26 protein-coding genes are annotated in these 23,824 nt (G+C 72.9%); 16 read left to right on the top strand and 10 right to left on the bottom strand.

All coding sequences use genetic code 11. The annotated features are described in order from the left end of the window. Positions 1-35: 35 nt before the first annotated feature. From ectA to ehuA, 8 genes are all read left to right on the top strand, one after another. Positions 36-584 (top strand): diaminobutyrate acetyltransferase, encoded by a 549-nt coding sequence (gene ectA, locus H505_RS0136550; protein WP_084551198.1) that lies wholly within the window; start codon positions 36-38, stop codon positions 582-584. Between the two features lie 54 nt (positions 585-638). Next, on the top strand, positions 639-1,901 hold the full coding sequence (gene ectB / locus H505_RS0136545) for a diaminobutyrate--2-oxoglutarate transaminase (RefSeq protein WP_026405914.1): 1,263 nt from the start codon (positions 639-641) through the stop codon (positions 1,899-1,901). A gap of 95 nt (positions 1,902-1,996) precedes the next feature. Further along, a complete protein-coding gene (locus H505_RS0136540; protein ID WP_026405913.1) occupies positions 1,997-2,392 on the top strand; it encodes an ectoine synthase in 396 nt (131 codons plus the stop codon). Continuing rightward, positions 2,389-3,297 carry an ectoine hydroxylase gene (gene thpD / locus H505_RS0136535; protein WP_026405912.1) on the top strand — a complete coding sequence of 303 codons (909 nt, stop codon included), beginning with the start codon at positions 2,389-2,391 and terminating at the stop codon, positions 3,295-3,297. Before H505_RS0136540 ends, thpD begins: the two co-directional genes overlap by 4 nt. A gap of 108 nt (positions 3,298-3,405) precedes the next feature. Then, positions 3,406-4,293, top strand: coding sequence for an ectoine/hydroxyectoine ABC transporter substrate-binding protein EhuB (gene ehuB, locus H505_RS0136530; RefSeq protein ID WP_026405911.1), 888 nt, complete (start codon positions 3,406-3,408; stop codon positions 4,291-4,293). Between the two features lie 3 nt (positions 4,294-4,296). Next, positions 4,297-5,010, top strand: coding sequence for an ectoine/hydroxyectoine ABC transporter permease subunit EhuC (ehuC, locus tag H505_RS0136525; RefSeq protein WP_026405910.1), 714 nt, complete (start codon positions 4,297-4,299; stop codon positions 5,008-5,010). Then, entirely contained in the window at positions 5,010-5,663 is a 654-nt protein-coding gene (gene ehuD, locus H505_RS0136520) for an ectoine/hydroxyectoine ABC transporter permease subunit EhuD (protein ID WP_026405909.1), read from the top strand. The genes ehuC and ehuD overlap by 1 nt, the downstream gene beginning before the upstream one ends. Then, positions 5,650-6,525, top strand: coding sequence for an ectoine/hydroxyectoine ABC transporter ATP-binding protein EhuA (gene ehuA, locus H505_RS0136515; protein ID WP_026405908.1), 876 nt, complete (start codon positions 5,650-5,652; stop codon positions 6,523-6,525). Before ehuD ends, ehuA begins: the two co-directional genes overlap by 14 nt. A 116-nt stretch (positions 6,526-6,641) precedes the next feature. Here ehuA and H505_RS46670 read toward each other — a convergent pair whose 3' ends face one another. Continuing rightward, positions 6,642-7,295, bottom strand: coding sequence for an HD domain-containing protein (locus H505_RS46670; RefSeq protein ID WP_051301545.1), 654 nt, complete (start codon positions 7,293-7,295; stop codon positions 6,642-6,644). Positions 7,296-7,396: 101 nt separating this feature from the next. Between H505_RS46670 and H505_RS46665 the strand changes: the two genes are divergently transcribed. The 4 genes from H505_RS46665 to H505_RS0136490 are packed head-to-tail and all read left to right on the top strand — an operon-like array spanning position 7,397 to position 11,188. Then, complete coding sequence (locus H505_RS46665) at positions 7,397-8,461, top strand: GlxA family transcriptional regulator (RefSeq protein WP_051301582.1); 1,065 nt, start codon at positions 7,397-7,399, stop codon at positions 8,459-8,461. Next, positions 8,454-9,620, top strand: coding sequence for a thiolase family protein (locus H505_RS0136500; RefSeq protein ID WP_026405907.1), 1,167 nt, complete (start codon positions 8,454-8,456; stop codon positions 9,618-9,620). Before H505_RS46665 ends, H505_RS0136500 begins: the two co-directional genes overlap by 8 nt. A gap of 4 nt (positions 9,621-9,624) precedes the next feature. Beyond that, on the top strand, positions 9,625-10,029 hold the full coding sequence (locus H505_RS0136495) for a Zn-ribbon domain-containing OB-fold protein (RefSeq protein ID WP_026405906.1): 405 nt from the start codon (positions 9,625-9,627) through the stop codon (positions 10,027-10,029). A 25-nt stretch (positions 10,030-10,054) separates the two neighbouring features. After that, the gene (locus tag H505_RS0136490; protein WP_026405905.1) at positions 10,055-11,188 is read left to right on the top strand and encodes an NAD(P)H-dependent flavin oxidoreductase; all 1,134 of its coding nucleotides are present in this window, start codon (positions 10,055-10,057) and stop codon (positions 11,186-11,188) included. A gap of 57 nt (positions 11,189-11,245) precedes the next feature. On the opposite strand, the gene H505_RS0136485 is transcribed toward H505_RS0136490, so the two are convergent. Further along, on the bottom strand, positions 11,246-12,517 hold the full coding sequence (locus H505_RS0136485) for a cytochrome P450 (RefSeq protein ID WP_026405904.1): 1,272 nt from the start codon (positions 12,515-12,517) through the stop codon (positions 11,246-11,248). A 306-nt stretch (positions 12,518-12,823) separates the two neighbouring features. On the opposite strand from H505_RS0136485, the gene H505_RS0136480 reads away from it, so the two are divergent. Beyond that, entirely contained in the window at positions 12,824-13,225 is a 402-nt protein-coding gene (locus H505_RS0136480) for an NUDIX hydrolase (RefSeq protein WP_211238628.1), read from the top strand. Positions 13,226-13,289: 64 nt separating this feature from the next. On the opposite strand, the gene H505_RS46660 is transcribed toward H505_RS0136480, so the two are convergent. Beyond that, positions 13,290-14,255 carry a CapA family protein gene (locus H505_RS46660; RefSeq protein ID WP_034521387.1) on the bottom strand — a complete coding sequence of 322 codons (966 nt, stop codon included), beginning with the start codon at positions 14,253-14,255 and terminating at the stop codon, positions 13,290-13,292. A 95-nt stretch (positions 14,256-14,350) separates the two neighbouring features. Further along, a complete protein-coding gene (locus H505_RS0136470; protein WP_026405902.1) occupies positions 14,351-15,397 on the bottom strand; it encodes an SGNH/GDSL hydrolase family protein in 1,047 nt (348 codons plus the stop codon). A gap of 96 nt (positions 15,398-15,493) precedes the next feature. On the opposite strand from H505_RS0136470, the gene H505_RS0136465 reads away from it, so the two are divergent. After that, the gene (locus tag H505_RS0136465; protein ID WP_026405901.1) at positions 15,494-16,093 is read left to right on the top strand and encodes a DUF4126 domain-containing protein; all 600 of its coding nucleotides are present in this window, start codon (positions 15,494-15,496) and stop codon (positions 16,091-16,093) included. On the opposite strand, the gene H505_RS0136460 is transcribed toward H505_RS0136465, so the two are convergent. Further along, positions 16,071-16,568 carry a GNAT family N-acetyltransferase gene (locus H505_RS0136460; RefSeq protein WP_026405900.1) on the bottom strand — a complete coding sequence of 166 codons (498 nt, stop codon included), beginning with the start codon at positions 16,566-16,568 and terminating at the stop codon, positions 16,071-16,073. The genes H505_RS0136465 and H505_RS0136460 overlap by 23 nt on opposite strands. An 84-nt stretch (positions 16,569-16,652) precedes the next feature. On the opposite strand from H505_RS0136460, the gene H505_RS52220 reads away from it, so the two are divergent. Continuing rightward, positions 16,653-17,483 carry a GNAT family N-acetyltransferase gene (locus H505_RS52220; RefSeq protein ID WP_026405899.1) on the top strand — a complete coding sequence of 277 codons (831 nt, stop codon included), beginning with the start codon at positions 16,653-16,655 and terminating at the stop codon, positions 17,481-17,483. Positions 17,484-17,589: 106 nt separating this feature from the next. On the opposite strand, the gene H505_RS0136450 is transcribed toward H505_RS52220, so the two are convergent. Continuing rightward, a complete protein-coding gene (locus H505_RS0136450) occupies positions 17,590-18,213 on the bottom strand; it encodes a TetR/AcrR family transcriptional regulator (protein WP_026405898.1) in 624 nt (207 codons plus the stop codon). 74 nt (positions 18,214-18,287) lie between these two features. Between H505_RS0136450 and H505_RS0136445 the strand changes: the two genes are divergently transcribed. Then, positions 18,288-19,058: an SDR family NAD(P)-dependent oxidoreductase gene (locus tag H505_RS0136445; protein WP_026405897.1), complete on the top strand. Its 771-nt coding sequence runs from the start codon at positions 18,288-18,290 to the stop codon at positions 19,056-19,058. 47 nt (positions 19,059-19,105) lie between these two features. On the opposite strand, the gene uvrB is transcribed toward H505_RS0136445, so the two are convergent. The 4 genes from uvrB to H505_RS46655 all read right to left on the bottom strand — a co-directional run bounded on the left by uvrB (position 19,106) and on the right by H505_RS46655 (position 23,808). After that, on the bottom strand, positions 19,106-21,223 hold the full coding sequence (uvrB, locus tag H505_RS0136440; RefSeq protein WP_026405896.1) for an excinuclease ABC subunit UvrB: 2,118 nt from the start codon (positions 21,221-21,223) through the stop codon (positions 19,106-19,108). Between the two features lie 112 nt (positions 21,224-21,335). Then, the gene (locus tag H505_RS0136435; protein WP_026405895.1) at positions 21,336-22,490 is read right to left on the bottom strand and encodes a sensor histidine kinase; all 1,155 of its coding nucleotides are present in this window, start codon (positions 22,488-22,490) and stop codon (positions 21,336-21,338) included. A gap of 114 nt (positions 22,491-22,604) precedes the next feature. Next, positions 22,605-23,207 carry a dephospho-CoA kinase gene (gene coaE / locus H505_RS0136430; RefSeq protein ID WP_026405894.1) on the bottom strand — a complete coding sequence of 201 codons (603 nt, stop codon included), beginning with the start codon at positions 23,205-23,207 and terminating at the stop codon, positions 22,605-22,607. A gap of 10 nt (positions 23,208-23,217) precedes the next feature. After that, positions 23,218-23,808, bottom strand: a complete 591-nt coding sequence (locus H505_RS46655; protein ID WP_084551238.1) for a GNAT family N-acetyltransferase — start codon at positions 23,806-23,808, stop codon at positions 23,218-23,220. Positions 23,809-23,824 lie beyond the last annotated feature (16 nt).

Below are 23,824 nucleotides of genomic sequence, written 5' to 3'. Positions count from 1 at the left end.
CGATCACGGGGCGAGATTCGCTAAGTTGCCTGGACATGGCAGCGCAATCCCTGGAAAGACCGACCCGACGCCCGGACGCGAACGAGACGAACGAGGACGTGCGACTCCAGGAGCCCAGCCTTACCGACGGCCCCGAGATGTGGCGGCTCGCCCGGGACTCCAAGGTCCTGGACGTCAACTCGCCGTACAGCTACACGCTCTGGTGCCGCGACTTCGCCGACACCTCCGTCGTCGCCCGCGACGGCGGCGCGGCCTGCGGCTTCATCACCGGGTACACCCGCCCGTCCAGCGCCGACACGTTCTTCGTCTGGCAGGTCGCCGTCGACCGCGACCACCGCGGGCAGGGCCTGGCCCGCCGCATGCTCGACGACCTCGCCGACCGCCTCGCCGACCGCGGCCACCGGTACATGGAGGCCACCGTCACCCCGGACAACGCCGCGTCGACCGCGATGTTCGAGTCGTTCGCGCGGGCCCGGGGATGCGAACTCGTCCGCACCCCGCTGTTCGGCGCGGAGCACTTCCCCGACGGGGGACACGAGCCCGAGGTGCTCTTCCGGATCGGCCCGTTCACCGCAGCCGACTGACGCACGCTTCGACATCCCGCTGCTCACTCCATCCCAACCTGCCGGAGGCAGATCATGGACACTTTCGCCCGCATGGAATCGGAAGTCCGCGGCTACTGCAGGAGCTGGCCCACGGTGTTCACCAGCGCCCAGGGCAGCCACATGACGGACGAGAACGGCCGCACCTACCTCGATTTCTTCGCCGGCGCCGGGACCCTCAACTACGGGCACAACAACCCGCAGCTGAAACGCCGCCTGATCGACTACCTGGCGAGCGACGCGATCGTCCACAGCCTGGACATGTACACCTCGGCCAAGCGGGAGTTCCTGGAACGCTTCAACGAGTACGTGCTGTCCCCGCGGGGCCTGGACTACAAGGTCCAGTTCCCCGGCCCGGCGGGCAACAACTCGGTCGAGGCCGCCCTCAAGCTCGCCCGCAAGTACACCGGCCGCGAGACGGTCGTCAGCTTCACCAACGCCTTCCACGGCATGACGCTGGGCGCGCTGGCGGTCACCGGCAACTCGATGAAGCGCACCGGCGCCGGCGTGCCGCTCGGCCACGGCGTCGCGATGCCCTACGACAACTACCTCGACGGCCGCACGCCCGACTTCCTGCTGTTCGACACGATGCTGGACGACAGCGGCAGCGGCCTCGACAAGCCCGCCGCGGTCATCGTCGAGACGGTGCAGGGCGAGGGCGGCATCAACGTCGCCACCGCCGAGTGGCTGCGCGGCCTGCAGGACCTGTGCCGCCGGCACGAGATCCTCCTGATCGTCGACGACGTGCAGATGGGCTGCGGCCGCACCGGCCCGTTCTTCTCCTTCGAGGAGGCCGGGATCACCCCGGACATCGTCTGCCTGTCCAAGTCGCTCAGCGGCTACGGGCTGCCGTTCGCGGTGACGCTGATGCGGCGCGAGCTGGACGTCTGGGAGCCCGGCGAGCACAACGGGACGTTCCGCGGCTTCAACCCCGCGTTCGTCACCGCCGTCGGCGCCCTGGAGGACTACTGGACCGGCCAGGGCATGGAGAAGCAGACCCTCGCCAAGGGCCAGCAGGTCCAGACCGCCCTGGAGGAGATCGCGCTGTCGCACGCCGGCGCCGTCGACGGGGTGCGCGGCCGCGGCCTGGCCTGGGGCCTGGTCATGAAGGACCCCGAGACGGCCCCGCAGGTCTGCGGCGAGGCGTTCAAGCGCGGGCTGCTGATGGAGACGTCCGGTCCGGAGGGCGAGGTCGTCAAGCTGCTGCCGCCGCTCACCGTGACCGAGGCCGAGCTGAGCCGCGGCCTGGAGATCATCGCCGACTCCGTCGAGGCCGTCCGCTCGACCGTGGCGGTCTGACCGACCGTCCCGCAAGGGGTCCGCCGGGCCCGTCCAGCGCGGGCCCGCAGAGGGGCCGTCACCGGCCGCCCCCCGCCGATCGAAAGAGGAGATCAATGATCGTTCGTTCCCTGAAGGAGATCATCGGCACCGAGCGCGATGTTCAGGCGCCCACCTGGCACAGCCGCCGCTTCGTGCTGGCCAAGGAGGGCGTGGGGTTCTCGATGCACGAGACCGTCCTGTACGCCGGGACCGAGACGAAGATGTGGTACGCGAACCACATCGAGGCCGTCTACTGCATCGAGGGCGAAGGGGAGCTGATCAACCACGAGAACGGTGAGAAGCACCGTATCGAGCCCGGCGTCATGTACCTGCTGGACGGGCACGAGCACCACACCCTGCGGGCGCACACGGACGTCAAGACGGTCTGCGTGTTCAACCCGCCCGTGACCGGCCGGGAGGTCCACGACGAGAACGGGGTCTATCCGCTGCTCACAGAGGAGGACGCATGAGCATCATCGAGAGCCACCCGACGATCGACGACGCCTACCCGACTCGCAAGGGGGCGGAGGCGGCGCTCCTGTACCGCCAGGACCCGGTCGTCTACGGCGGTCCGAGCGACGGTCCCATCGACGAGGCGACGCTCGACTCCTTCGAGACGAACGGGTTCCTGAACGTCGACCAGCTGCTCGCGCCGGAGGAGGTCGAGGACTACCGCGCCGAGCTGCGCCGGCTGTCCGCCGACCCGGAGATCCTGGCCGACGAGCGCACGGTCACCGAGCGCGGGTCGAACGAGGTCCGGTCCATCTTCGAGGTCCACAAGATCAGCGAGGTCTTCGACTCGCTGGTCAAGGACCCCCGGGTGGTTGGCCGGGCCCGGCAAATTCTCGGCTCGGACGTTTACGTCCACCAGAGCCGGGTCAATTACAAGCCAGGTTTCACCGGCAAGGACTTCTACTGGCACTCGGACTTCGAGACCTGGCACGCGGAGGACGGCATGCCTCGGATGCGCGCGGTGAGCATCTCCATCGCGCTGACCGAGAACTTCGTGCACAATGGCGCCTTGATGATTATGCCGGGATCGCACAAGACCTTCGTGGCGGCCGTCGGGGAAACTCCCGCCGACCACTACAAGGAGTCACTGCGCAGTCAGGAAATCGGCACCCCCGACCCGAACAGCCTCTCCATCCTCGCCGACAAGCACGGCATCGAGCTGTTCACCGGGCCCGCCGGCTCGGCGACGATGTTCGACTGCAACTGCATGCACGGCTCCAACGGGAACATCACCCCGTTCCCGCGCTCCAACGTGTTCATCGTGTTCAACAGCGTGGAGAACACGTGCGTCGAGCCCTTCTCGGCGCCCTCACCCCGCCCCACGTTCATCGGCGCCCGCGACTTCACCCCCGTGCGCGACTGACCCGATGGACGTAACAATTTCATAACCCGACCAAGGTGGTTGCGCCCGCGGAGGCATATCGTCTCCGCGGGCGCAACGCACACCACCCCCCGAAGCAGGAGTTCAACGATGACTTCCTCCCGACGCCATTTCCTCCGCTCCGCCGTTCTGCTGTCCGCCGCGGTGCCGCTCGCCGCGGCGGGTTGCTCCACGACGGACCCGGAGACCGAGGCGAGCGGCGGCGGCACCCTCCAGAAGGCGAAGGACGCCGGCAAGATCAAGGTCGGCTTCGCCAACGAGGCGCCGTACGGCTTCACCGACAGCTCCGGCAAGCTGACCGGTGAGGCACCCGAGCTCGCCCGCGTCATCTTCAAGAACCTCGGCATCGACGAGATGGAGGGAGTCCAGGTCGACTTCGGCGGCCTGATCGGCGGTCTGAACGCCAAGCGCTTCGACGTCATCGCCGCCGGCATGTTCATCACCCCCGAGCGCTGCCAGTCGGTGGCGTTCTCCGACCCCGAGTACGTCGCGAAGAGCGCCCTCATGGTCAAGGAGGGCAACCCGAAGGGCCTGACGGACGGCAAGACCCTCGCCGCCGAGGGCGCGAAGGTCGGCGTCCTGACCGGCGCCGTCGAGCAGGGCTACGCCGAGAGCCTCGGCGTCAAGGACGTCCAGACCTTCCCCGACCAGGCGAGCGCCTTCTCGGGGCTGAAGTCCGGCCGGATCGACGCGATCTGGCTGACCCGCATCTCGCTGGCCGACCTGCTGTCCAAGCACGAGGGCGAGGGCTTCGAGGTCACCGACGCGTTCACGCCCGTCGTCGACGGCAAGGAGCAGTTCGGCGCGGGCGCGTTCGCGTTCCGCAAGGCCGACAGCGAGCTGCTGAACGCCTTCAACGCGGAGCTGAAGAAGCTGAAGGACGGCAACGAGCTGCTGCCGATCCTCCAGCCGTTCGGCTTCACCGAGGCGGAGATGCCCGGCGCGGACGACACCGCGGCCAAGTTCTGCAAGGGCTGATCCGTGTCCGAGGTCCTCAGCAACGACCAGTGGCTCGAGGGCGCCGTGACCACCGTCCAGCTCACCGTGCTGGGCGCCCTGCTGGCGCTGGTGCTCGCCCTGGCCTTCGGCCTGGCGGGCACCTCGCGCCACACATGGGTGCGCGTGCTCAACCGCGTCTACGTGGAGTTCTTCCGCGGGACGCCGGCGCTGGTGCTGCTGTACTGGTTCTTCTACGCGCTGCCCCTCGTCGGCTTCCGGTTCACCCCGATGCTCGCGGCGGTGCTCGCCCTCGGCCTGAACGTCGGCGCGTACGGCGCGGAAGTGGTGCGCGGCGCGATCAACGCGGTGCCCAAGGCCCAGTACGAGGCCGCGATCGCGCTGAACTTCACGCCGTTCCAGCGGATGGTGCGCATCCTGCTGCCGCAGGGCGTCGCGCTCATGCTGCCGCCGTTCGGCAACCTGCTCATCGAGCTGATGAAGGCGACCGCCATCGTCTCCCTGATCGGCCTGGTCGACCTGACGCGGGTGTCGAAGAACCTGCAGAGCAGCCTGGGTGACACGATCATGGTCTTCTCCGTCGTCCTCGTGTTCTACTTCGTGATCGCGCAGGTCCTGCAGCTGTTCGTCCGCTTCGCCGAACGCCGCGTCGACCGGATGCTCGGCCGCCGCGGCGGCCACGAGCCGTCGCTCAAGTCCGTCGCGGCGGGCGCCCCCGGGGCGGGGGTGACCGGCTGATGCAGTGGGACACCGGGTACGCCGTGGACGTCTTCCCGGCGCTGCTCGAAGGACTGCGCGTCACGGTCCTGGCGACGCTGATCGCCTACGCGATCGCCCTCGTCCTGGGGCTGGTGTGGACGCTGCTGCGGCGGGCGCCGAACGTGGTCGTCCGGCAGACGGTCCGCTGGATCACCGAGTTCATCCGGTCCACGCCGCTGATCCCGCAGCTGTTCTTCGTCTACTTCGTCTTCCCGGACTGGGGCCTGACGCTCGAGTCGCTCACCGCCGGCATCATCACGCTGGGCGTGCACTACTCCACCTACACGGCGGAGGTGTACCGGGCGGGCATCGCCGACATCCCGAAGGGCCAGTGGGAAGCCTGCACGGCGCTCAACCTGCCGAGGTCGCGGGTCTGGCTGGACGTGATCCTGCCGCAGGCGGTGCGGCGGGTCATCCCGACCCTCGGGAACTACCTGATCGCGACGTTCAAGGACACTCCGATGCTGCTGGCGATCAGCGTCCACGAGGTGCTCTTCGTCGCGTTCGACGAGGGGGCCAAGACCCTGAAGTACCTGGAGCCGCTGACCGTCGCCGGACTGATCTTCGTCCTGGTCAGCGTGATCTCCTCGATCATCGTCCGCCGCCTGGAGACGCGCTATGCCACCAACTGACACCACACCGGAAGCCCCGAATCCCGACGAGACCGCGGGCGTCTCGAAGCAGGAGGGCGAGGCCCTCGGCACGGCCGTCGGCAAGGGCTCCGACGCGCCCGGCATCCGCTTCGAGAAGGTGGTCAAGCGGTTCGGCGGCAATGTCGTGCTCCGCGAGCTCGACTTCACCGTGCGGCCCGGCGAGCGCGTGACGCTCATCGGGCCGTCCGGGTCGGGCAAGACCACGATCCTGCGGCTGCTGATGACGCTCGAGAAGCTCGACGAGGGCGTCATCTGGATCGGGGACAACACCCTCTGGCACATGGACAAGGGCGGCAAGCTCGTCCCGGCCAACGAGAAGCACCTGCACGAGATGCGCAAGCAGGTCGGCATGGTGTTCCAGCAGTTCAACCTGTTCCCCAACATGAACGTGCTGCGCAACCTCACCGAGGGGCCCGTGCGCGTGCTGGGGGTGTCCAAGGACGAGGCCGTCGAGCGGGCCCGCGGCCTGCTGGACATGGTCGGGCTGGCCGACAAGGAGAACGCCCACCCGAGCAGGCTGTCGGGCGGCCAGCAGCAGCGGGTCGCCATCGCGCGCGCCCTCGCCATGCAGCCCAAGGTGCTGCTGCTGGACGAGGTCACGTCGGCGCTCGACCCCGAACTGGTCGTCGGCGTCCAGGACCTGCTGCGGGACATCGCCCGGGAGAGCGACCTGACGATGCTGTGCGTCACGCACGAGATGCACTTCGCCAGGGACATCTCGAACCGGGTCCTGATGTTCGACCAGGGCCAGATCGTCGAGGAGGGCCCGCCGGACCAGATCTTCGGCGAGCCCACCGAGCAGCGCACGCGGGACTTCCTGCAGGCCGTCCTGGCCTCCTGACCGCCCCGCGCGCCCGCACCGAAGCGCCCGCGCCCCCTCCGGGGGACGCGGGCGCTCCGCGTCGCGGCAGAACGAACACCCGAACGCGCCAAGCCCTGCCCGTCACGGCGGGGCCGTCACGGTGCGTCCTTCCATGCCTGTGCGACGAGGTCCGACCACTGCGGGGTCGGGACGGTGACGCCGGCCTGGGCGGCCAGGACGGCGGGGAGGGAGCCCAGCGGGGCCTTGTGCGCTTTCCGGGCGATCTGCCCGACGATCGCGGCGGTCAGCTCGCGGCCGGTGTCCAGCCGGGGGAACGCGGCGTGCGCCCGGTCGGCGAGGCCGTCCGGCAGGGCGTCCGCGCCGAACGCGACGACGTCGGCGCCGGATCCGGCGTGGGTGAGCGCGATCTCGGGGCGCATCCGGTCCGCGATCCCGAGGCTGGTGTGCAGGGCGATCGCCTCCCACACGACCCGGACCCGCTCCCCGTCCATGCCGCGGTCGCGCAGGAACGACGCGGCGCGGTCGGCGCCGTCGACCTCGAACCGCTGGTCCCCGTCCCCGTCGTCGGTGAGGCCGAGGTCGTGCAGCAGGCAGGCCAGCAGGAGCACCTCGTCGTCGTAGTCGGCGCCCGGCCGCAGGCCCCGCGCCTCACCGAGCGCCCGGCCGAACAGGTAGGCCCGCGCGCTGTGCCCGGCGAGCGCGGGCGTCCCGGCCGTGAAGACGAAGTCGTGGGCCTGGCGGGTGAGGTCGGTGTCGGGAGCGTTGAACTCGGCGAAGAAGTCGCCCATGCCGGTCTCCTTGTCGGACGAACGATGACGGCACCGATCGTCCGCCGCGGGGGCTCCCACCGGCCAGTGGCCGTCCTGCCGATATGCGCTACGTTCTGGCCATGCCGCTCACGGACCCGGTCTCCCCCGCCCCTCATGTCGTCGCGGTCCTCGCCCTGGACGGGGTCGTGCCGTTCGACCTCGCCGTCCCGGGGCAGGTGTTCGGGCCGACCACCACCGACCTGGGCGTCCCGCTGTACGAGGTGCGCATATGCGCCGGGCCGGGCGGTGCGGCGACGTCGGGCATGCTCGGCCGGATGCGGGTGGAGGCCCCGTTCGGGCTCGACGCGCTCGCGGGCGCCGACACGATCGTCGTCCCCGGCCTCGACGACCCGTACGATCCGCCGGGCGCGGTGCTGGACGCGCTGCGGGACGCGTCCGCCCGGGGCGCGCGCGTCGCGAGCATCTGCGTCGGCGCGTTCGTCCTGGCCGCCGCCGGGCTGCTGGACGGGCGGCGCGCGACGACCCACTGGATGTACGCCGGGCGGCTGGCCCGGCGGTACCCGGACGTCGAGGTCGACCCGGCCGTCCTGTTCATCGACGAGGGCGCGGTGCTGACCTCGGCCGGCGTCGCGGCGGGGATCGACCTGTGCCTGCACGTCGTCCGCCGCGACCACGGCGCGGCGGCCGCCGCCCGCACCGCACGCCGGATCATCATGCCGCCGCAGCGGGACGGCGGGCAGGCGCAGTTCATCCGGCACGCGGACCCGGCGGACGCCGGCACGGCACTCCAGCCCGTCCTGGCGTGGCTAGAGGCGAACCTGCACCGGCCGCTGACGCTGGACGACATCGCGCGGCACGCGTCCGTCAGCGTGCGGACGCTCAGCCGCCGCTTCCGCGAGCAGGCGGGGACGACGCCACTGCGGTGGCTCGCGCGGGCGCGGGTGCGGCGGGCGCAGCAGTTGCTGGAGACGACGGACCTGCCGGTGGAGCGGGTCGCGGCCGAGTGCGGGTACGGGTCGGCGGTGACGCTGCGGGCCCACTTCGCGCGCGCCGTGGGCGCGTCCCCGCAGGCGTACCGGGGCGCCTTCCGCGCCGCGCCGTCCGACCCGCCCGCCCCCGCACCGAACGCGATTCGGTACCGTGGCCGGATGGACATGCGGGAGGGATGCACGACCGATGGGTGACGGGACGGCGATCGCAGGGCTCGGCATGACCGAGCTGGGCAAGGTGTACGGACGCAGCCCCCGCCGGTTCGCCGCGGACGCGGTGCGGCTCGCCGCGGCCGACGCGGGCCTCGCGCTGGGCGAGGTGGACGGGCTGATCGTCAGCCACGGGCTGGGGGGCTCCCCCGGCATCGAGCTGGCCGACACGCTCGGGATGCGCGACCTGCGGCTGCTGACGCAGATGAACGCGTTCGGCGCGACCGCCGGGGCGATGATCTCCTACGCGGCGATGTCGGTGCGCAGCGGCGCCGCGTCCGCGGTGGCGTGCGTGTTCGCGGACGCGCCGCTCAAGCCGAAGCAGTCGTCGGGCGCGGCGTACCACCGCGACGCGCGCGAATGGTACGGGTTCGGGGGGATGACGGCCGCGCTCGGCCTGCGCAGCGTGAACTCGTTCTACGCGCTCGCCGCGCAGCGCCACATGGCCCGCTACGGGACCACCAGCGAGCAGCTCGGCGCGATCGCCGTCGCGACGCGGGAGTGGGCGGCCCGCAACCCGCTCGCGCAGATGCGCGACCCGATCACGATCGACGACCACCAGAGCTCGCGCTGGGTGTCCGAGCCGCTGCACCTGCTCGACTGCTGCCTCGTCTCGAACGGCGCGATCGCGGTGATCGTCACGTCCGCCGAGCGGGCGCGCGACCTCGCCCGCCCGCCCGTCCATCTGTGGGGGTGGGGGCAGGGGCACCCGGGGCACCGCAAGGAGCGCGGCAGCGAGTGGGGCCTGACGACCGGCGCCGCCGCGTCCGGGGCCACCGCGATGAAGATGGCGGGCGTCACCCCGGCGGACGTCACGGTGTGCGAGCTGTACGACTGCTACACGTACACGGTCCTGGTGTCGCTGGAGGACTACGGCTTCTGCGCCAAGGGCGAGGGCGGCGCGTTCGCGGCGTCCGGCGCCCTCGGCCCGGGCGGGTCGCTGCCGACCAACACCGGCGGCGGGCAGCTGTCGGCGTACTACATGTGGGGCATGACGCCGCTGTCGGAGGCCGTGATCCAGGCCCGCGGGGACGGCGGCGAGCGGCAGGCGCCCGCCAACGACGTGATCCTCGTCAGCGGCAACGGCGGCATCCTCGACCACCACTCCACGCTGATCGTCAGCCCGCACCCGAAGGGAGCCTGACCCGATGGACATCGGCGTTCTGCGGCGCGACGGCCGCACCGACCCGTTCTTCGACGGCGCCGCCGCCGACCGGCTCGTGCTGAAGCGCTGCGCGGCCTGCGACCACCGGCTGGCCCCCGACGCGGGCGACTGCCCCGGCTGCGGGGGGACGGAGCTCGAGTGGGCGGACGCGAGCGGCGAGGCGGTCCTCGTCTCCTGGACCGTCACGCACGGGCGCCCGGCCGCGGACGGCTCCGTCCCGCCGCCCGCGTTCCTCGCGCTGGTCGAGCTGGCCGAGGGGCCGTGGCTGCACGCCCGGCTGGACGGCGTCGACCGCGCGGAGCTGCGCGAGGGCCTCCCGCTGCGCGCGGCGTTCGTCCATCCGGACGAGGGGGAGGCGTACGTGCTGTTCCGCCCCTGGACCGAATGACATTCGGTTTAGTAGCGTGCCGGGCATGGACACCGAGGTCTGCCGCCGTTTCGGCATCGAGTTCCCCCTGTTCGCCTTCAGCCACTGCCGCGACGTCGTCGCCGCCGTCACCAACGCGGGCGGCTTCGGCGTCCTCGGCGCGGTGGCCTACACGCCCGACCGCCTGGAAGAAGAGCTCCGCTGGATCGACGACCACGTGGGCGGGCGGCCGTACGGCGTGGACGTCCTCGTCCCCGGCAAGATCGACGCGTCGGCCGAGCGGGGCGGCGGGCTGGACGACATGCTCGCCGCGATCCCCGAGGAGCACTGGACCTTCCTCGCGGGCCTGTTCGAGAAGTACGACGTCCCGCCGCCGGACTTCGAGAAGGCGAAGCGCTCGAACGTCCGCGGCGGCACGCAGGTGACGAAGAAGGGCGCGTCCGAGCTGATCGACGTGTCCCTCGCCCATCCGATCGGGCTCATCGCCAGCGCGCTCGGCACTCCCCCGCCGCTCATGGTGGAGAAGGCCCGCGCGGCGGGCGTCCCGGTGGCCGCGCTCGTCGGCACCGCCGAGCACGCCCGCCGGCAGGTCGCCGCGGGCGCCGACCTCATCGTCGCGCAGGGCGGCGAGGCGGGCGGGCACACCGGCGAGATCTCCACGATGGTGCTGGTCCCCGAGATCGTCGACGAGGTCGCGCCGGTCCCCGTCCTCGCGGCGGGCGGGATCGCGACGGGCCGCCAGATGGCCGCGTCCCTGGCCCTCGGCGCGTCCGGCGTCTGGTGCGGCTCGGTCTGGCTCACCACCGAAGAGGCCGAGACCCCGCCCTCCGTCAAGGAGAAGATGCTCGCCGCGACGTCCCGCGACACGATCCGCTCACGGTCCCGCACCGGCAAGCCCGCCCGGCAGCTCCGGTCGGCCTGGACGGACGAGTGGGAGGGCTCCGCGAGCCCCGGCGCCCTCGGCATGCCGCTGCAGATGATCGTCGCCGAGGGGGCCATGCGGCAGATCAACAAGGTCGCCGAGTCCGGCAACCCGGGGGCCCGGCAGCTCGCGAACTACTTCGTCGGCCAGTGCGTCGGGCTGATGAACACCGTCAAGCCCGCCCGCCAGGTGGTCTACGACATGGTGCAGGAGTTCGCCGACGCCGTGGACCGGCTCAACCGGATCACCGAGGGCTGACCGGCGGACGGGGGCCGCGCCCGCCGGGCCCCCGTCCGCACGTTCACGACCATCCGTTCAGGACTCGGTGACCGGCGTGAATTCGAGGTGCAGGTCGTTGAGGCCGCGCAAAATGTAGGTCGGCTCGTAGGAGTAGCGGCGGTCCTCGGGCGGGCCGTGCTCGGCCTCGACGGCGGTGATGCCGGACGTCCGGTCCAGGAACCGCTCGATGCTGACGCGTGCCTCGATGCGGGCGAGCGGGCCGCCCGGGCAGGTGTGCACGCCGCGTCCGAACGCCAGGTGCTCGCGCACGTTGGGGCGGTCGACGCGGAACTCGTGCGGGCACTCGAACCGGGCGGGGTCGCGGTTCACCGCGCCGTTGAGCACCATGACCGTGGTCCCGGGGGCGACGTCGACGCCGCCGAGCGTCCCGGGCGTCCGGGCGAGGCGGAAGCCGCTCTTGACCGGGCTCTCCATCCGCAGCGTCTCCTCGACGAACGCGGGGACGCGGTCGCGCTCGTCCCGCAGGAGCCGCTGCAGGTCGGGCCGGTCGACGAGGATGCGGAACGCGGAGGTGAGCAGCCGGGCCGTGGTGTCCTGCCCGGCCGCGAACAGGAAGCAGGCCACCCGGACCACGTCGGCCACCTCCGGCAGCGTGCCGTCGGGGAAGCGGGCGGTGGCCAGCGAGGTCAGGACGTCCTCGCGGGGCTCGCGGCGGCGGTCCTCGACGTAGGCGGTGAAGCGCTCCTCCAGGAACTCCAGCGGGTTGGCGATGGGCACCTCGCCGTTCTCCAGCGGCGCCGACCCGCTCGCGAGCTGCGCCCGGAAGCTCCGGTGGTCCTCCTCCGGGACGCCCAGCAGGTCCGCGATGACGAGCAGCGAGAACGGCTTGGCGTAGTCGCCCATCAGCTCGCAGCGGCCCCGGTCGAAGAACTCGTCGATCTGGCGGTCGGCCAGGCGCCGCATGAACGCCTCGTTCTCCTGCAGCCGCCGCGGGGTCAGCAGCTTGCGCAGCAGCGCCCGGTGCGCGGTGTGCTGCGGCCGGTCCAGGGTCACCAGGTGCTCGTTCATCGGGAACCGGTCGCGGTACTTCTCGATGAGCGCCCCGATGTCGTCGCCCTCCGGCTCGAACGGCAGGCTCGGGAACGGCCCGGTCACCGCGTTGACCGACGAGTAGCCCGCGGGGTCCCGGAACACCTCGACGGCCTCGTCGTAGCCGGTCACCGCGGCGACGCCGTGGTGGGGCTCGATCCGGACCGGGCACTCCCCCCGAAGGCGGTCGTAGTACGGGTGGGGGTCGTCGATGAGGGACTCGTCCGTGAAGAGGTCAGGCTCGTCGAAGTCGCACAAGGGGGCCTCCGTCAAGGGGTCTGCCGGGGAGCTGCTCAGCGGCGCCGTCCATTGCCGAGCACGGGTTTGCGCTGGTCAGGGGGTTGCTTTGCGGTCAGGTTACGTTAACCGAAAGAGTCAAAACGCCATCGCGGGAGTAAGGCGGGCAGGCCGGTGGCCCGCGCCGGCGCGCGCCGTGCCGTCCGGGACGTCCGACCGCGACGCGATCAGGGGCGGCCGCCGCACGGAACTCGAAGGCGCCGGGGCGTGAGAATTGCGATGATGGACGCGGGGGACGAACGACGGCGAACCGACGGGGGAACCCGGTTGATCAAAACCATTGACAAGATCGCGTGGATCCATCTGGAGGACGGCAGGGTGCTCAGCACCCGATCGCGCGGCAAGGACGTCTACTACCTCCCGGGCGGCAAGCGCGAGCGCGGCGAGACCGACCTCGACACCCTCGTCCGCGAGATCGGGGAGGAACTCGCCGTCGCCATCGAGCCCGACAGCGTCCGGCACTTCGGGACGTTCCGGGCGCAGGCGCACGGGCACGCGTCCGGCGTCACCGTCCGGATGACGTGCTACACCGCCGACCACCGGGGCACGCCCGTCCCGTGCAACGAGATCGAGGAGGTCGGCTGGCTGTCCTACCGCGACCGCGACCGGGTCTCCCCCGTCGACCAGATCATCTTCGACCGGCTGCACGAGGCCGGCGACCTGCGCTGACCCGCCCCGCCGGCCCGGGGCCTCGCGCGGGCGGCGCGGCCCCGCCCGGAACATCGCGCGGGCGTCAGGGCGCGATGGTCAGCGGCCCGTGCGCGCCGCGCGCCGCGACCCGGGTGCCGAACGCCGCGCAGGCTTCGGCGAGGCGGCCCGCGATCCAGGCGCGGTCGGCGCCGTCGGCGAGGCGGGTGCGGGCGAAGTCGAGGCGGAGCGGGATCGCCTCGACACCGGACGGGCCGCGCCCGTCCAGGGCGACGCGGAAGAGCAGCCCCAGGTCGTTGCGGAGGAGCCCGTCCACGGCGTAGTCGTCGATGAAGTCGCCGAGGTCGAACAGGACCGGGCCGGCGACGCCGTGGAACACGTGGGCGGAGTGCCCGGCGACCAGCGTCGCGCCCGCCTCCAGCAACGCCCCGGCGGCCCGCCGGACGTACGGGAGCGGCTCGGACGTCATGTTCGGGCCCCAGTGCGGGGTGACGAGGACGGCGTCGTGGGACGCGCGCAGGTCGCGCACGAGGTCGAGGAGCCACCCGGGCACGCCGGCCCCCAGGTCGGCGTGGGCGACGCCCGGCCGGCCGGGCGCGGCGGCGAAGTCGGCGGGGTGGTCGGTGACGCCGACGACCGCCAGGCGCAGGCCGCCCGCCTCCAGGACGGCCGGTGCGCGGGCCTCGTCGCGGTCCCGTCCGGCGCCGACGGTCCGGACGCCCGCGGCGGCGAGGTGGCCGAGGGTGTCGGCGAGGGCGTCGGGGCCGTAGTCGAGGGCGTGGTTGTTCGCGAGCGTGACGCAGTCGACGCCCAGCCCGGCGAGGACCTCGGCGGCGGCCGGCGGCGCGCGGAAGTGGAACGCCTTGTGCGCCGGGTCCCATCGCCGCCCCCGGTCGGAGACGCAGCATTCGAGGTTCAGGACGGCGAGGTCGGCCCCGGCGACGGCGTCCCGCACCTCGGCGGAGAACAGGCCGCCCGGGTCGGCGGCGACGCGTTCGGCGACGCCGCGCCCCAGCATCGTGTCTCCGGCGAGGGCCAGCGTGACGGACATCGGAACCTCCCGTTCGGTCCCTTCATGCCCGTTGCGCCGGGGGCCGTCACGTCGAGGGCGCGGGTTCGCCCCGGCGCGGCGCACGTCCGCTCCGCTCAGGTGAGGGGCCGGCCGGGCCCCTTCTCGATCTGCTCGGCGAACAGGCGGGCGAGGGCGTCGTGGCCCTTCGCGGTCGGGTGGAAGCTGCGCGGCTCGGCCTTGAACGCCGACAGGTCGACGGTGAGCCCGTTCATGTACGGGTCGCGGCTGCCCGCCTCGTGGCCGGCGAACGCGCTGTAGGCGTCCACGAACTCGACGCTGCCGGGCGCGCCCGCCGCCGCGATCTCCGCGTCGGCCTCGGCGGCCGCCTGCTCGATCAGCTTCCCCAGCTCGTAGGTGCGGGCGTTCAGCCACCGCTGGTCGCCGACGGTGATGTTGTCGCCGGCCGCGCCGTCCACCTCGGAGAACGCCTTCGGGTAGCCCATCAGGACGATCCGGGCCCGCGGCGCCCGCTCCCGCAGCCGGTCGATCAGGGCGGGCAGCTCCTGCCGCAGCTCGGCCATCCGCGCGGCGATGTCGACGCCCTGCTTCGTGCAGGCGTCGCTCCACGGCAGCTTCACCACGCAGCCCGCGAGGATCTTGGAGAAGCCGACGTCGTTCCCGCCGATGCTGATCGTCACCAGGCTGGTGCCGGCGCCGATCCGGCCGATCTGCGGGGGCTCGCCGCCCTTGCCGTCCAGGACGTCGTCGGTGGTCGCCCCCGAGCACGCCCAGAACGCGCTGCCCCCGGCGAACTCGAACGCCGCCGCGACCCCGTGGTAGTACGCCTCGGACGTCCGGTGGCAGCGGTTCAGCGGGTTGCGGTCGGCGACGGTGGCCTCGGCGCCGAGGCCGGACGAGTAGGAGTCGCCGAGCGCCGCGTACCCGCCCCGCACGGCCGCCTGGACGGGAGTGACCGACGGCTTCGCCGCCACGACCGGGTCGGCGCGGACGTCCGGTGCCGGCTCGCGGCAGCCGCTCCCGAACACCTCGCACCGCACCGCCGGCAGCGCCACCAGCGGGACGACCGCCAGGGCCAGCAGCGCGACCAGCGCGGCCGCGGAGAGCGTCCGGTCGCCGAGCCGTCCTCGCAGACCTCGCAGCCACGCCCCCGGGCTCGTCATCGTCCCCCCTGTCCTCCTGTGCCGGACGCCTCCGCCCGGAACCCGGATGGGGGGCGCCCACGTCCTAGGAGAACAACGATACGGGGGCCTTGGACGATGCTCGCGACCCTGACCGGCCTCGGCCTGTCGACCGCCGCCGGGTTGAACGCCTACATCCCGGTGCTCGTCGTCGGGCTCCTGGCCCGCTTCACCGACCTCGTCCGGCTGCCCGCCGAGTTCGGGTGGCTGACGAACGGCTGGGTCCTGGCCGGGCTCGCGGTGCTGCTCGCCGCCGAGGTCGTCCTGGACAAGATCCCGGCGGTCGACACGGTCAACGACGCCGTGCAGACGCTCGTCCGTCCGGCGGCGGGCGGGGCCGTGTTCGCCGCCACGGACGCGGCGGAGCGGCTGGACGCGCGGATCGAGACGTCGTCGTTCATGCAGGAGCACGCGTGGATCGGCTGGGTGCTCGGCATCGTGGCCGCGCTCGCGGTGCACGCCGTCAAGGCGTCGGTGCGACCGGTGATCGACGGCGGCACGTTCGGCTTCGGCGCCCCGGTCGTCAGCACCGCGGAGGACACCGCGTCGCTCGGCATGAGCGTGCTGGCGATCCTCGCCCCGATCGTGGCGCTGCTCCTCCTGCTGCTGGCGGTATGGACGGTCTACCGGCTGCTGCGGCGGATGCGGCGCCGCGTCAGCGGAGCGGCGCCCACATGACCACGCGCGGGCCCAGCCGGTGCAGGCCCGCCTCGATCTCGGCGTCCCAGTGCGCCCGCAGGCCACGCCCCCACCGCTCCTCGGGCAGCTCGGCGAACCCGTGCCGCTCGTACCAGGGCATGTTCCACGGGACGTCCCGGAACGTCAGCAGGCTCACGCCCGGCGACCCGGCGTCCGCCGCCCGCGCCAGGACGGCCCGCAGCAGCGGCACGCCGATGCCCCGGCCGGTGAGGTCGGCGCGGACCGCGATCTGCTCCAGGTGGGCCGCGCCGTCGACACCGCGGACCGCGGCGAACCCCACCGGCGGGTCGCCCGCGACGACGATCTCGGCGTCCGTCCCGATCAGCTCCTCGATCACGGTGGGGCCGGGCGGGAACACGATGCCGACCGCCCGGAACACCCCGTCCGCGCCCCGCTCGATCTCCGGGAGGGCCGCCAGGTCGCCGTCGCGCGCCGTCCGCACCTCGACATCCATGGCGCGATCGTAGGGGGGCCGGGCGCCGCCGGACGACCGGATATCCGGATGCGCGGGCCGTCCGGCGTCGTCCAGACTGGGGCGATGGGCTGGACGCTGACGCGCGACCTCGACGCTTTCCTCACCGCCGCCGGACCGTTCATGCACGCCGACCCGGCCGTCCACACGGTGGCACTCACGGCCACCGCGACCATGCGCGCCCAGGAACCGGGCGACCGCAAAGACGTCCTGTTCGCCTCCTGGACCCGCGGCGGCCGCGTCGCGGGCATCGCGATGTGGACGCCGCCGCGCCCGCCGCTGCTCGGCTGCCCGCCGGACGCGGCCCGCGAACTCGCGGGCGTCCTCCCCGGGCCCGTCGGCGGCGTGCACGCCGCCCCGGACGTCGCCGACGCGTTCGCCGACGCGTGGCGGCACCGGACGGGCGGCTCGGCCCGCGTCGCGATGCGGCAGCGCCTCTACCGGCTCGGCACGCTCACCGCCCCCGACCCGGCGCCGCCCGGCGCGGCCCGCATCGCGACCGCCGCCGACCGCGGCGTCGCCGGCGCGTGGTTCGTCGCGTTCAGCGAGCTGGACGAGCAGCACGGCCGCGCGAACCTCGCCACCCTCGACGACCGCATCGCCACCGGCGGCCTCGCCCTGTGGGAACGCGACGGGACGCCGGTGTCGATGGCCGCGCGCACCCGCATCGCCGCCGGCATGGCCCGCGTCGCGCCCGTCTACACGCCGCCGGAGCACCGCCGCAACGGCTACGGCGCCGCCGTCACCGCCGCCGTGACCCGCTCCGCCCTCGACGCCGGCGCGCGCGAGGTCGTCCTGTTCACCGACCTCGCCAACCCGACGAGCAACGCCATCTACCGGCGGCTGGGCTACCGCCCCGTCGAAGACCGCACCATCATGTCCTTCACCCCCGCCTGACCCGCGACCGCGCAGAGCTCGCGCACGGTGTTCCCGGGCGCTCCGGCCGTCGCACCGCGCCGCACCGCGCCGGGGTCCGCGGCACCGAGCACGGGGGCGCGGCGCTTCAGGACGGGGCGGCCGGGTGCAGGCCGGCGGTGAGCCGCCGCATGCAGCGGACGCCGAGGTCGGCGGGGGAACCCGGGCCGACCGGCGGACCATCGCCGCGCGCCCACGTCTCGACCGCGATCCGGATGGCGGCGGTCGCCGCCGCAGCGGCGACCCGCGCGTCGAGGCGGTCGTCCCCGTCGCCCCCGTCTGCGCGGTTGGCGAGGATGGGGACGAGGCGGCGCTCGGTCTCGTCGTTCACGCGGAGCCACACCGCGCGGAGCGCCGGGTCGCCGTCGGCGGCGCGCAGCAGGCCGCGCGTCCATCCGAAGGGCTCGGCGGGCTCCGCGTCGGCGGCGGTGAGCGCCCGTTCGGCCGCACTCTCCAGGGCGCGGGCGAGGGGGACCTCGGGCGGCGTCGCGGCGAGCAGGTCCAGCCAGCGCTGGGCGCCGGTCGACAGCAGCGGCGCGACGGCGTCCTGCTTCGTGGGGAAGTAGCGGTAGAAGGTGCGCAGCGAGAGGCCGGCGCGGTCGGCGATGGCCTCGACGGTCGTCCCGCCCGAGCCGCGCTCGGCGAACAGGGACGCGGCGGCGCGCGCGATCTCCAGCTCGGTGGCGGCCTTGCGGCGCTCGGTCAGGTTCACGCCACCACTCTAGGCATAAAGTACCTACGTGGCACGTTGTGCCATATGGGCATGAAATGCAGAGGGAGGACGACATGGAGCGGTTCGACGGTCGCCGGGTGATCATCACGGGTGCGGGTTCGGGCATCGGGCAGGCCACCGTGCTGCGGATCCTCGCCGAGGGCGGGCGCGTCGCGGCGTTCGACGTGAACGAGGAGGGGCTCACCGAGACGGCGGAGCGCGCCGGATCGGCCGGTCACGCGGACCGGCTCACGACGGCGGTCATGGACGTCGCGGACGAGGACGCGGTCCGGGCGGGCGTCGCGGACGCCGTGCGGGGGCTGGGCGGGCTGGACGCGCTCGTCAACGCCGCCGGGATCCTGCGCTCGGCGCACACGCACGAGACGACCCTCGAGTTCTGGAACACCGTCCTGCGGGTGAACCTCACCGGGACGTTCCTGGTGACGCGGGAGGCGCTGCCCGCGCTGCTGGAGTCCGGCCGGGGCGTGGTGGTGAACTTCAGCTCGACGTCCGCGAGCTTCGCGCACCCGTACATGGCGGCGTACGCGGCGTCCAAGGGCGGGATCCAGTCGTTCACCCATGTGCTGGCGAGCGAGTACGCCAAGCAGGGGCTGCGGGCCGTGGCGGTGGCGCCCGGCTCGATCAGCAGCGGCATGACGACCGGGCGCGGCCCCGGGCTGCCGGAGGACGCCGACATGGGCCTGTTCGCGAAGCTGGCGCCGGCCATCGGCAAGGGGTTCGCGGGGCCCGAGACGGTCGCGGGCGTGGTCGCGATGCTGGCGTCCGACGACGGCGCGTTCGTCACCGGCACCGAGCTGCGCATCGACGGCGGCACCCACATGTGACGCGCACCGGACGGGCCCGCACCACCTGCGGGCCCGTCCGGGCCGGGTCAGCTGACGCCGGCCTCCTTCATCTCGCGCAGCTCCCGCTTCAGCTCCTTGATCTCGTCGCGGAGCCGGGCGGCGAGCTCGAACTGCAGGTCGGCGGCGGCCTGGTGCATCTGCTCGGTCATCTGCTCGATGAGGCCCTCGAGCTCCTCGCGGGGCCGCTCCCCCACCAGGTCGGCGGCGTGCCGGCCGACGTCCCCGGTGCGGGACGCCAGGCCGGGGACGGGCGCCTTGCCGCGGGACTGCTGCCGGCCCGCCCCGCCGATGAGCGTCTCGGTGTCGGCGTCCTCGCGGGCGAGGGAGTCGAGGATGTCGGCGATCCGCTTGCGCAGCGCCTGCGGCTCGATGCCGTGCTCCTCGTTGTACGCCTGCTGCTTGGCGCGCCGCCGGTCGGTCTCGTCGATCGCCCGCTCCATCGACGGGGTGACCGTGTCGGCGTACATGTGGACCTGCCCGGACACGTTCCGCGCGGCGCGGCCGATCGTCTGGATGAGGGACGTCTCGGAGCGGAGGAAGCCCTCCTTGTCGGCGTCCAGGATCGCGACGAGCGACACCTCCGGCAGGTCGAGGCCCTCGCGGAGCAGGTTGATGCCGACCAGCACATCGAAGTCGCCGGCGCGCAGCTCGCGGAGCAGCTCGATGCGGCGCAGCGTGTCGACCTCGCTGTGCAGGTAGCGGACCTGAATGCCGAGTTCGAGCAGGTAGTCGGTGAGGTCCTCGGCCATCTTCTTGGTGAGCGTGGTGACCAGGACGCGCTCGTCGCGCTCGGTCCGCTCGCGGATCTCGTGGACGAGGTCGTCGATCTGCCCCTTCGTCGGCTTCACGACGATCTCGGGGTCGATCAGCCCGGTGGGGCGGATGACCTGCTCGACGACGTCGCCCTGCACGCGTCCCATCTCGTAGGGGCCGGGCGTCGCCGACAGGTACACCGTCTGCCCGATCCGCTCGAGGAACTCCTCCCACTTCAGCGGGCGGTTGTCCATCGCGGACGGCAGCCGGAAGCCGTGCTCGACCAGCATCCGCTTGCGGGACGCGTCGCCCTCGTACATCGCGCCGATCTGCGGGACGGTCTGGTGCGACTCGTCGATGACGAGCAGGAAGTCCTCGGGGAAGTAGTCGAGGAGGGTGTTGGGCGCCGTGCCGGCGCCGCGGCCGTCGATGTGCCGCGAGTAGTTCTCGATGCCGGAGCAGGTGCCGACCTGCCGCATCATCTCGATGTCGTAGGTGGTGCGCATCCGCAGCCGCTGCGCCTCGAGCATCTTGCCCTGCCGCTCCATCTCGGCGAGGGTCGTCTCGAGCTCGGCCTCGATGTCGCGGATCGCCCGCTCCATCCGCTCCGGACCGGCGACGTAGTGGGAGGCGGGGAAGACGTACAGCTCCTCGTCCTCGGTGATGACCTCGCCGGTCAGCGGGTGCAGGGTGGCGAGCTTCTCGATCTCGTCGCCGAACATCTCGATCCGGACGGCGAGCTCCTCGTACTGCGGGATGATCTCGATGGTGTCGCCCCGCACCCGGAACGTGCCCCGGGTGAACGCGAGATCGTTGCGCGAGTACTGCATCTCCACGAGCCTGCGCAGCAGCTCGTCCCGGTCGATCTCCTGCCCGACGTGGAGCCGCACCATCCGGTCGACGTACTCCTGCGGGGTGCCGAGGCCGTAGATGCACGACACGGACGCGACGACGACGGTGTCGCGCCGCGTCAGCAGCGAGTTCGTCGCCGAGTGCCGCAGCCGGTCGACCTCGTCGTTGATCGAGGAGTCCTTCTCGATGTAGGTGTCGGTCTGCGGGATGTACGCCTCGGGCTGGTAGTAGTCGTAGTACGACACGAAGTACTCGACGGCGTTGCCGGGCAGCATCTCGCGCAGCTCGTTGGCGAACTGGGCGGCGAGGGTCTTGTTCGGCTGCATGACGAGCACGGGCCGCTGCAGCTTCTCGATCAGCCACGCGATCGTGGCGGTCTTGCCGGTGCCGGTCGCGCCGAGCAGCACCGCGTCCTTGTCGCCGCGGTCGACGCGCCCGGCGAGCTCGGCGATCGCCTGCGGCTGGTCGCCCGACGGCGTCATCTCGGTGACGACCTCGAACGGCGCCACACGGCGTCGCAGATCCGTGACAGGCCGCATTCGTCCCCTCCCCTGGTCTCCTCCCCACTGTATTCAGGGGGTCCGACATTCGGCAGCCGAGCGGGCGGAGGCGTGCGCCGCTCCCCGTGCGCCGCCGTCCCGGCCCGGCCGCTTACGACGCGGGCAACGGCAGCCGGGCGCGGACCGCCCAGCCGCCGTCCGACGGCCCGGCCTCGAACCCGCCGCCGAGGGCGGTGACCCGCTCCCGCATCCCCACCAGGCCGTTCCCGCCGCTCGGCAGCGCGTGCTCGGGCGCCGCCGTCGGGACGCCGTTGACGACCTCCACCTCGACGGCCTCCGGCTGCAGGACGAGCGCCACCCGGGTGTCGGCGGCGCCCGCGTGCTTGTGGACGTTCGTCAGCGCCTCCTGGACGAGCCGGTACACCGTGCGGCCCACGGCGGGCGGCATCGGCCGCTCCTCGCCCCGCACCGCCAGGTCCACCCGCAGCCCCGCGGCGCCCGACTGCCCCACCAGCTCCCGGACGTGCTCCAGCGTCGCGTTCTCCTGCGGGAGGACCTCCTCGCCCTGCCGCAGGACCCCGATGACGTGCCGCAGCTCGTCCAGCGCCTGGCGGCCCATGTCGCCGATCACGGTGGCGGTCTCGGCGGCGCGCGCGGGGTCGCGGGCGGCGATCGCGCGCAGCGCCCCCGCGTGCACCACCATGACGCTGATCCGGTTGGCGACCACGTCGTGCATCTCCCGCGCGATACGGGTGCGTTCCTCGCCCCGCGCGCGCTCCGCGAGGAGGTGGCGTTCGCGCTCCAGCCGGGCCGCCCGCTCCTGCAGCGACACCAGCAGCTGCTTGCGCGCGCCCATGTAGAGGCCCAGCAGCACCGGGACGGCGATGAACGCGACCGCGTAGATCGCGCGGACGCCGATGGAGTCGTTCTCGGACGCCGGGCCGGGGAACACGACGGACAGGACGTACCCGGCGACCGCGACCGACACGACCGTCCGCCGGGAGATCGCGTAGGCGGCCAGCGAGTACAGCATGACGACGAAGCCGAGGGCGCCGCCGCCGGTGACCGTGCCGAACGCCACCGCGAACACCGCCAGCCCCACCGGATGCAGCCGCCGGACGATCAGTGCGAGCCCCATGACCACGCTGGCCGCCGACACCGCCCACGGCGGGAGCCAGAAGTCCTGCTGCGGCGTGAACCACAGGAGCACGGCGTCGGCGGCGGCCGCCGACACGGCGATGAGGACGTCGAGCGCGCGCGAACGCCGCGTCGCCCACGCCGTCCGCCACCATCCCCCGGGGTGCATAGCGACGAGCCTATAGCGGCGCGCCGCGTGCCACCGGCCGCCCGTGACGAAGGTGACACATCGCCCGATCCGGCCACTGTCCGGACGGTCCGCCGGGGGCGGAACCGGCGCGGGTCAGGTCCGCGCGGCGCGGGCGGCGAGGGCCTCCCAGAGGGCGTCGACCTGCGCGTGCAGCTTCCCGAGATCGCCCGAGTTGTCGATGACGTGGTCGGCGACGGCGCGGCGCTCGTCCCGCGACGCCTGGTTCGCCATGCGGGCGCGCGCGTCGGCCTCGGTCATGCCGCGGCGGGACGTCAGCCGGTCGAGCTGCGCCTCCTCGGGGGCGTCGACGACCACGACGACGTCGTACATGTCCTTGAGCCCGTTCTCGACGAGCAGCGGGACGTCGTAGACGACGACGGCGTCGGCGGGCGCGGCGTCCATGAGCTCCTGCATCCGCTCCCCCACCAGGGGGTGGACGATCGCGTTGAGCGCGGCGAGGCGGTCGGCGTCGTTGAACACGATCGACCCGACCTTCGCGCGGTCGAGCCCGCCCGACGGCAGCAGCACGCCGTCGCCGAACTCGCGGACGACCGCGGCCAGGCCGGGGGTGCCGGGCTCCACGACCTCCCGCGCGATCCGGTCGGCGTCGATCACCACCGCGCCGTGCCCGCTCAGCCGCGCCGACACCTCGCTCTTGCCCGACCCGATTCCGCCGGTGAGTCCCACTTTCAGCATGGAACGAACCCTAGGCCCCGGCCGGTTCGGCGGGTTCGGCGGTCCCTGCCGGTTCCGCGGGCGCCATCGGGTCCGCGGGCGCCGCCGCCGGGGGTTCGAGGGTCTTGCGCATGTGGACGTGGGTGAGGTGCGCGGCGACCCGCTCCCGGTGCGTCTCCCGGTAGCCCGCCCGCCGGTACAGCCGCAGGTTCCCGTCGCTGAGGTGGCCGGTGAACAGCACGCACGCGTCGGCGCGGCCGGCCGCGGCGTCCTCGACGGCCCGCAGGAGCCGCCGCCCGATCCCGCGGCCCTGCAGGTCGGGCGCCACGACGAGGCGCCCGACCAGGCACGTCCGGCCGTTGAACCGGGCGCGGACGGCGCCGGCGAGGCGCCCGTCCAGCACCGCTTTCAGCACCAGCCCGCCGGTCTCCCGCAGGGCCGCGCGGACCTGGTCGGGCGACTCCACGAGCGGCGGGATGAACGGGTCGCCGTACAGCTGCGCCTCGGTCGTGTAGGCGGCCCGCTGGACGGTCAGGATCTCCCCGGCGTCCCGGACGCCGGCCGCCTCGATGCGGACCGCCCCGGTGCCGGCCGTCCCGGCACCGGCCGTCGTGTCGCTCATGCGCACGACCCTAGCG

The organism is Actinomadura rifamycini DSM 43936 (genome assembly GCF_000425065.1).
Taxonomy (GTDB): Bacteria; Actinomycetota; Actinomycetes; order Streptosporangiales; family Streptosporangiaceae; genus Spirillospora; species Spirillospora rifamycini.
The sequence above is the reverse complement of the archived record's forward strand: the minus strand, read 5'-3'. Positions and strand labels throughout refer to the sequence as shown.

Coding starts and splice junctions, on each gene's coding strand:
- H505_RS0136495 (WP_026405906.1), top strand. CDS start 9,625: ATGGACATCGGCGTTCTGCGGCGCGACGGCCGCACCGACCCGTTCTTC.
- H505_RS46660 (WP_034521387.1), bottom strand. CDS start 14,255: ATGTCCGTCACGCTGGCCCTCGCCGGAGACACGATGCTGGGGCGCGGC.
- H505_RS0136460 (WP_026405900.1), bottom strand. CDS start 16,568: ATGGATGTCGAGGTGCGGACGGCGCGCGACGGCGACCTGGCGGCCCTC.
- H505_RS0136435 (WP_026405895.1), bottom strand. CDS start 22,490: ATGCACCCCGGGGGATGGTGGCGGACGGCGTGGGCGACGCGGCGTTCG.
- H505_RS46665 (WP_051301582.1), top strand. CDS start 7,397: ATGCCGCTCACGGACCCGGTCTCCCCCGCCCCTCATGTCGTCGCGGTC.
- H505_RS0136470 (WP_026405902.1), bottom strand. CDS start 15,397: ATGACGAGCCCGGGGGCGTGGCTGCGAGGTCTGCGAGGACGGCTCGGC.
- ehuD (WP_026405909.1), top strand. CDS start 5,010: ATGCAGTGGGACACCGGGTACGCCGTGGACGTCTTCCCGGCGCTGCTC.
- H505_RS0136500 (WP_026405907.1), top strand. CDS start 8,454: ATGGGTGACGGGACGGCGATCGCAGGGCTCGGCATGACCGAGCTGGGC.
- ehuA (WP_026405908.1), top strand. CDS start 5,650: ATGCCACCAACTGACACCACACCGGAAGCCCCGAATCCCGACGAGACC.
- uvrB (WP_026405896.1), bottom strand. CDS start 21,223: ATGCGGCCTGTCACGGATCTGCGACGCCGTGTGGCGCCGTTCGAGGTC.
- H505_RS0136465 (WP_026405901.1), top strand. CDS start 15,494: ATGCTCGCGACCCTGACCGGCCTCGGCCTGTCGACCGCCGCCGGGTTG.
- H505_RS46670 (WP_051301545.1), bottom strand. CDS start 7,295: ATGGGCGACTTCTTCGCCGAGTTCAACGCTCCCGACACCGACCTCACC.
- H505_RS0136490 (WP_026405905.1), top strand. CDS start 10,055: ATGGACACCGAGGTCTGCCGCCGTTTCGGCATCGAGTTCCCCCTGTTC.
- H505_RS52220 (WP_026405899.1), top strand. CDS start 16,653: ATGGGCTGGACGCTGACGCGCGACCTCGACGCTTTCCTCACCGCCGCC.
- ehuB (WP_026405911.1), top strand. CDS start 3,406: ATGACTTCCTCCCGACGCCATTTCCTCCGCTCCGCCGTTCTGCTGTCC.
- H505_RS0136540 (WP_026405913.1), top strand. CDS start 1,997: ATGATCGTTCGTTCCCTGAAGGAGATCATCGGCACCGAGCGCGATGTT.
- ectB (WP_026405914.1), top strand. CDS start 639: ATGGACACTTTCGCCCGCATGGAATCGGAAGTCCGCGGCTACTGCAGG.
- H505_RS0136445 (WP_026405897.1), top strand. CDS start 18,288: ATGGAGCGGTTCGACGGTCGCCGGGTGATCATCACGGGTGCGGGTTCG.
- H505_RS46655 (WP_084551238.1), bottom strand. CDS start 23,808: ATGAGCGACACGACGGCCGGTGCCGGGACGGCCGGCACCGGGGCGGTC.
- coaE (WP_026405894.1), bottom strand. CDS start 23,207: ATGCTGAAAGTGGGACTCACCGGCGGAATCGGGTCGGGCAAGAGCGAG.
- ectA (WP_084551198.1), top strand. CDS start 36: ATGGCAGCGCAATCCCTGGAAAGACCGACCCGACGCCCGGACGCGAAC.
- thpD (WP_026405912.1), top strand. CDS start 2,389: ATGAGCATCATCGAGAGCCACCCGACGATCGACGACGCCTACCCGACT.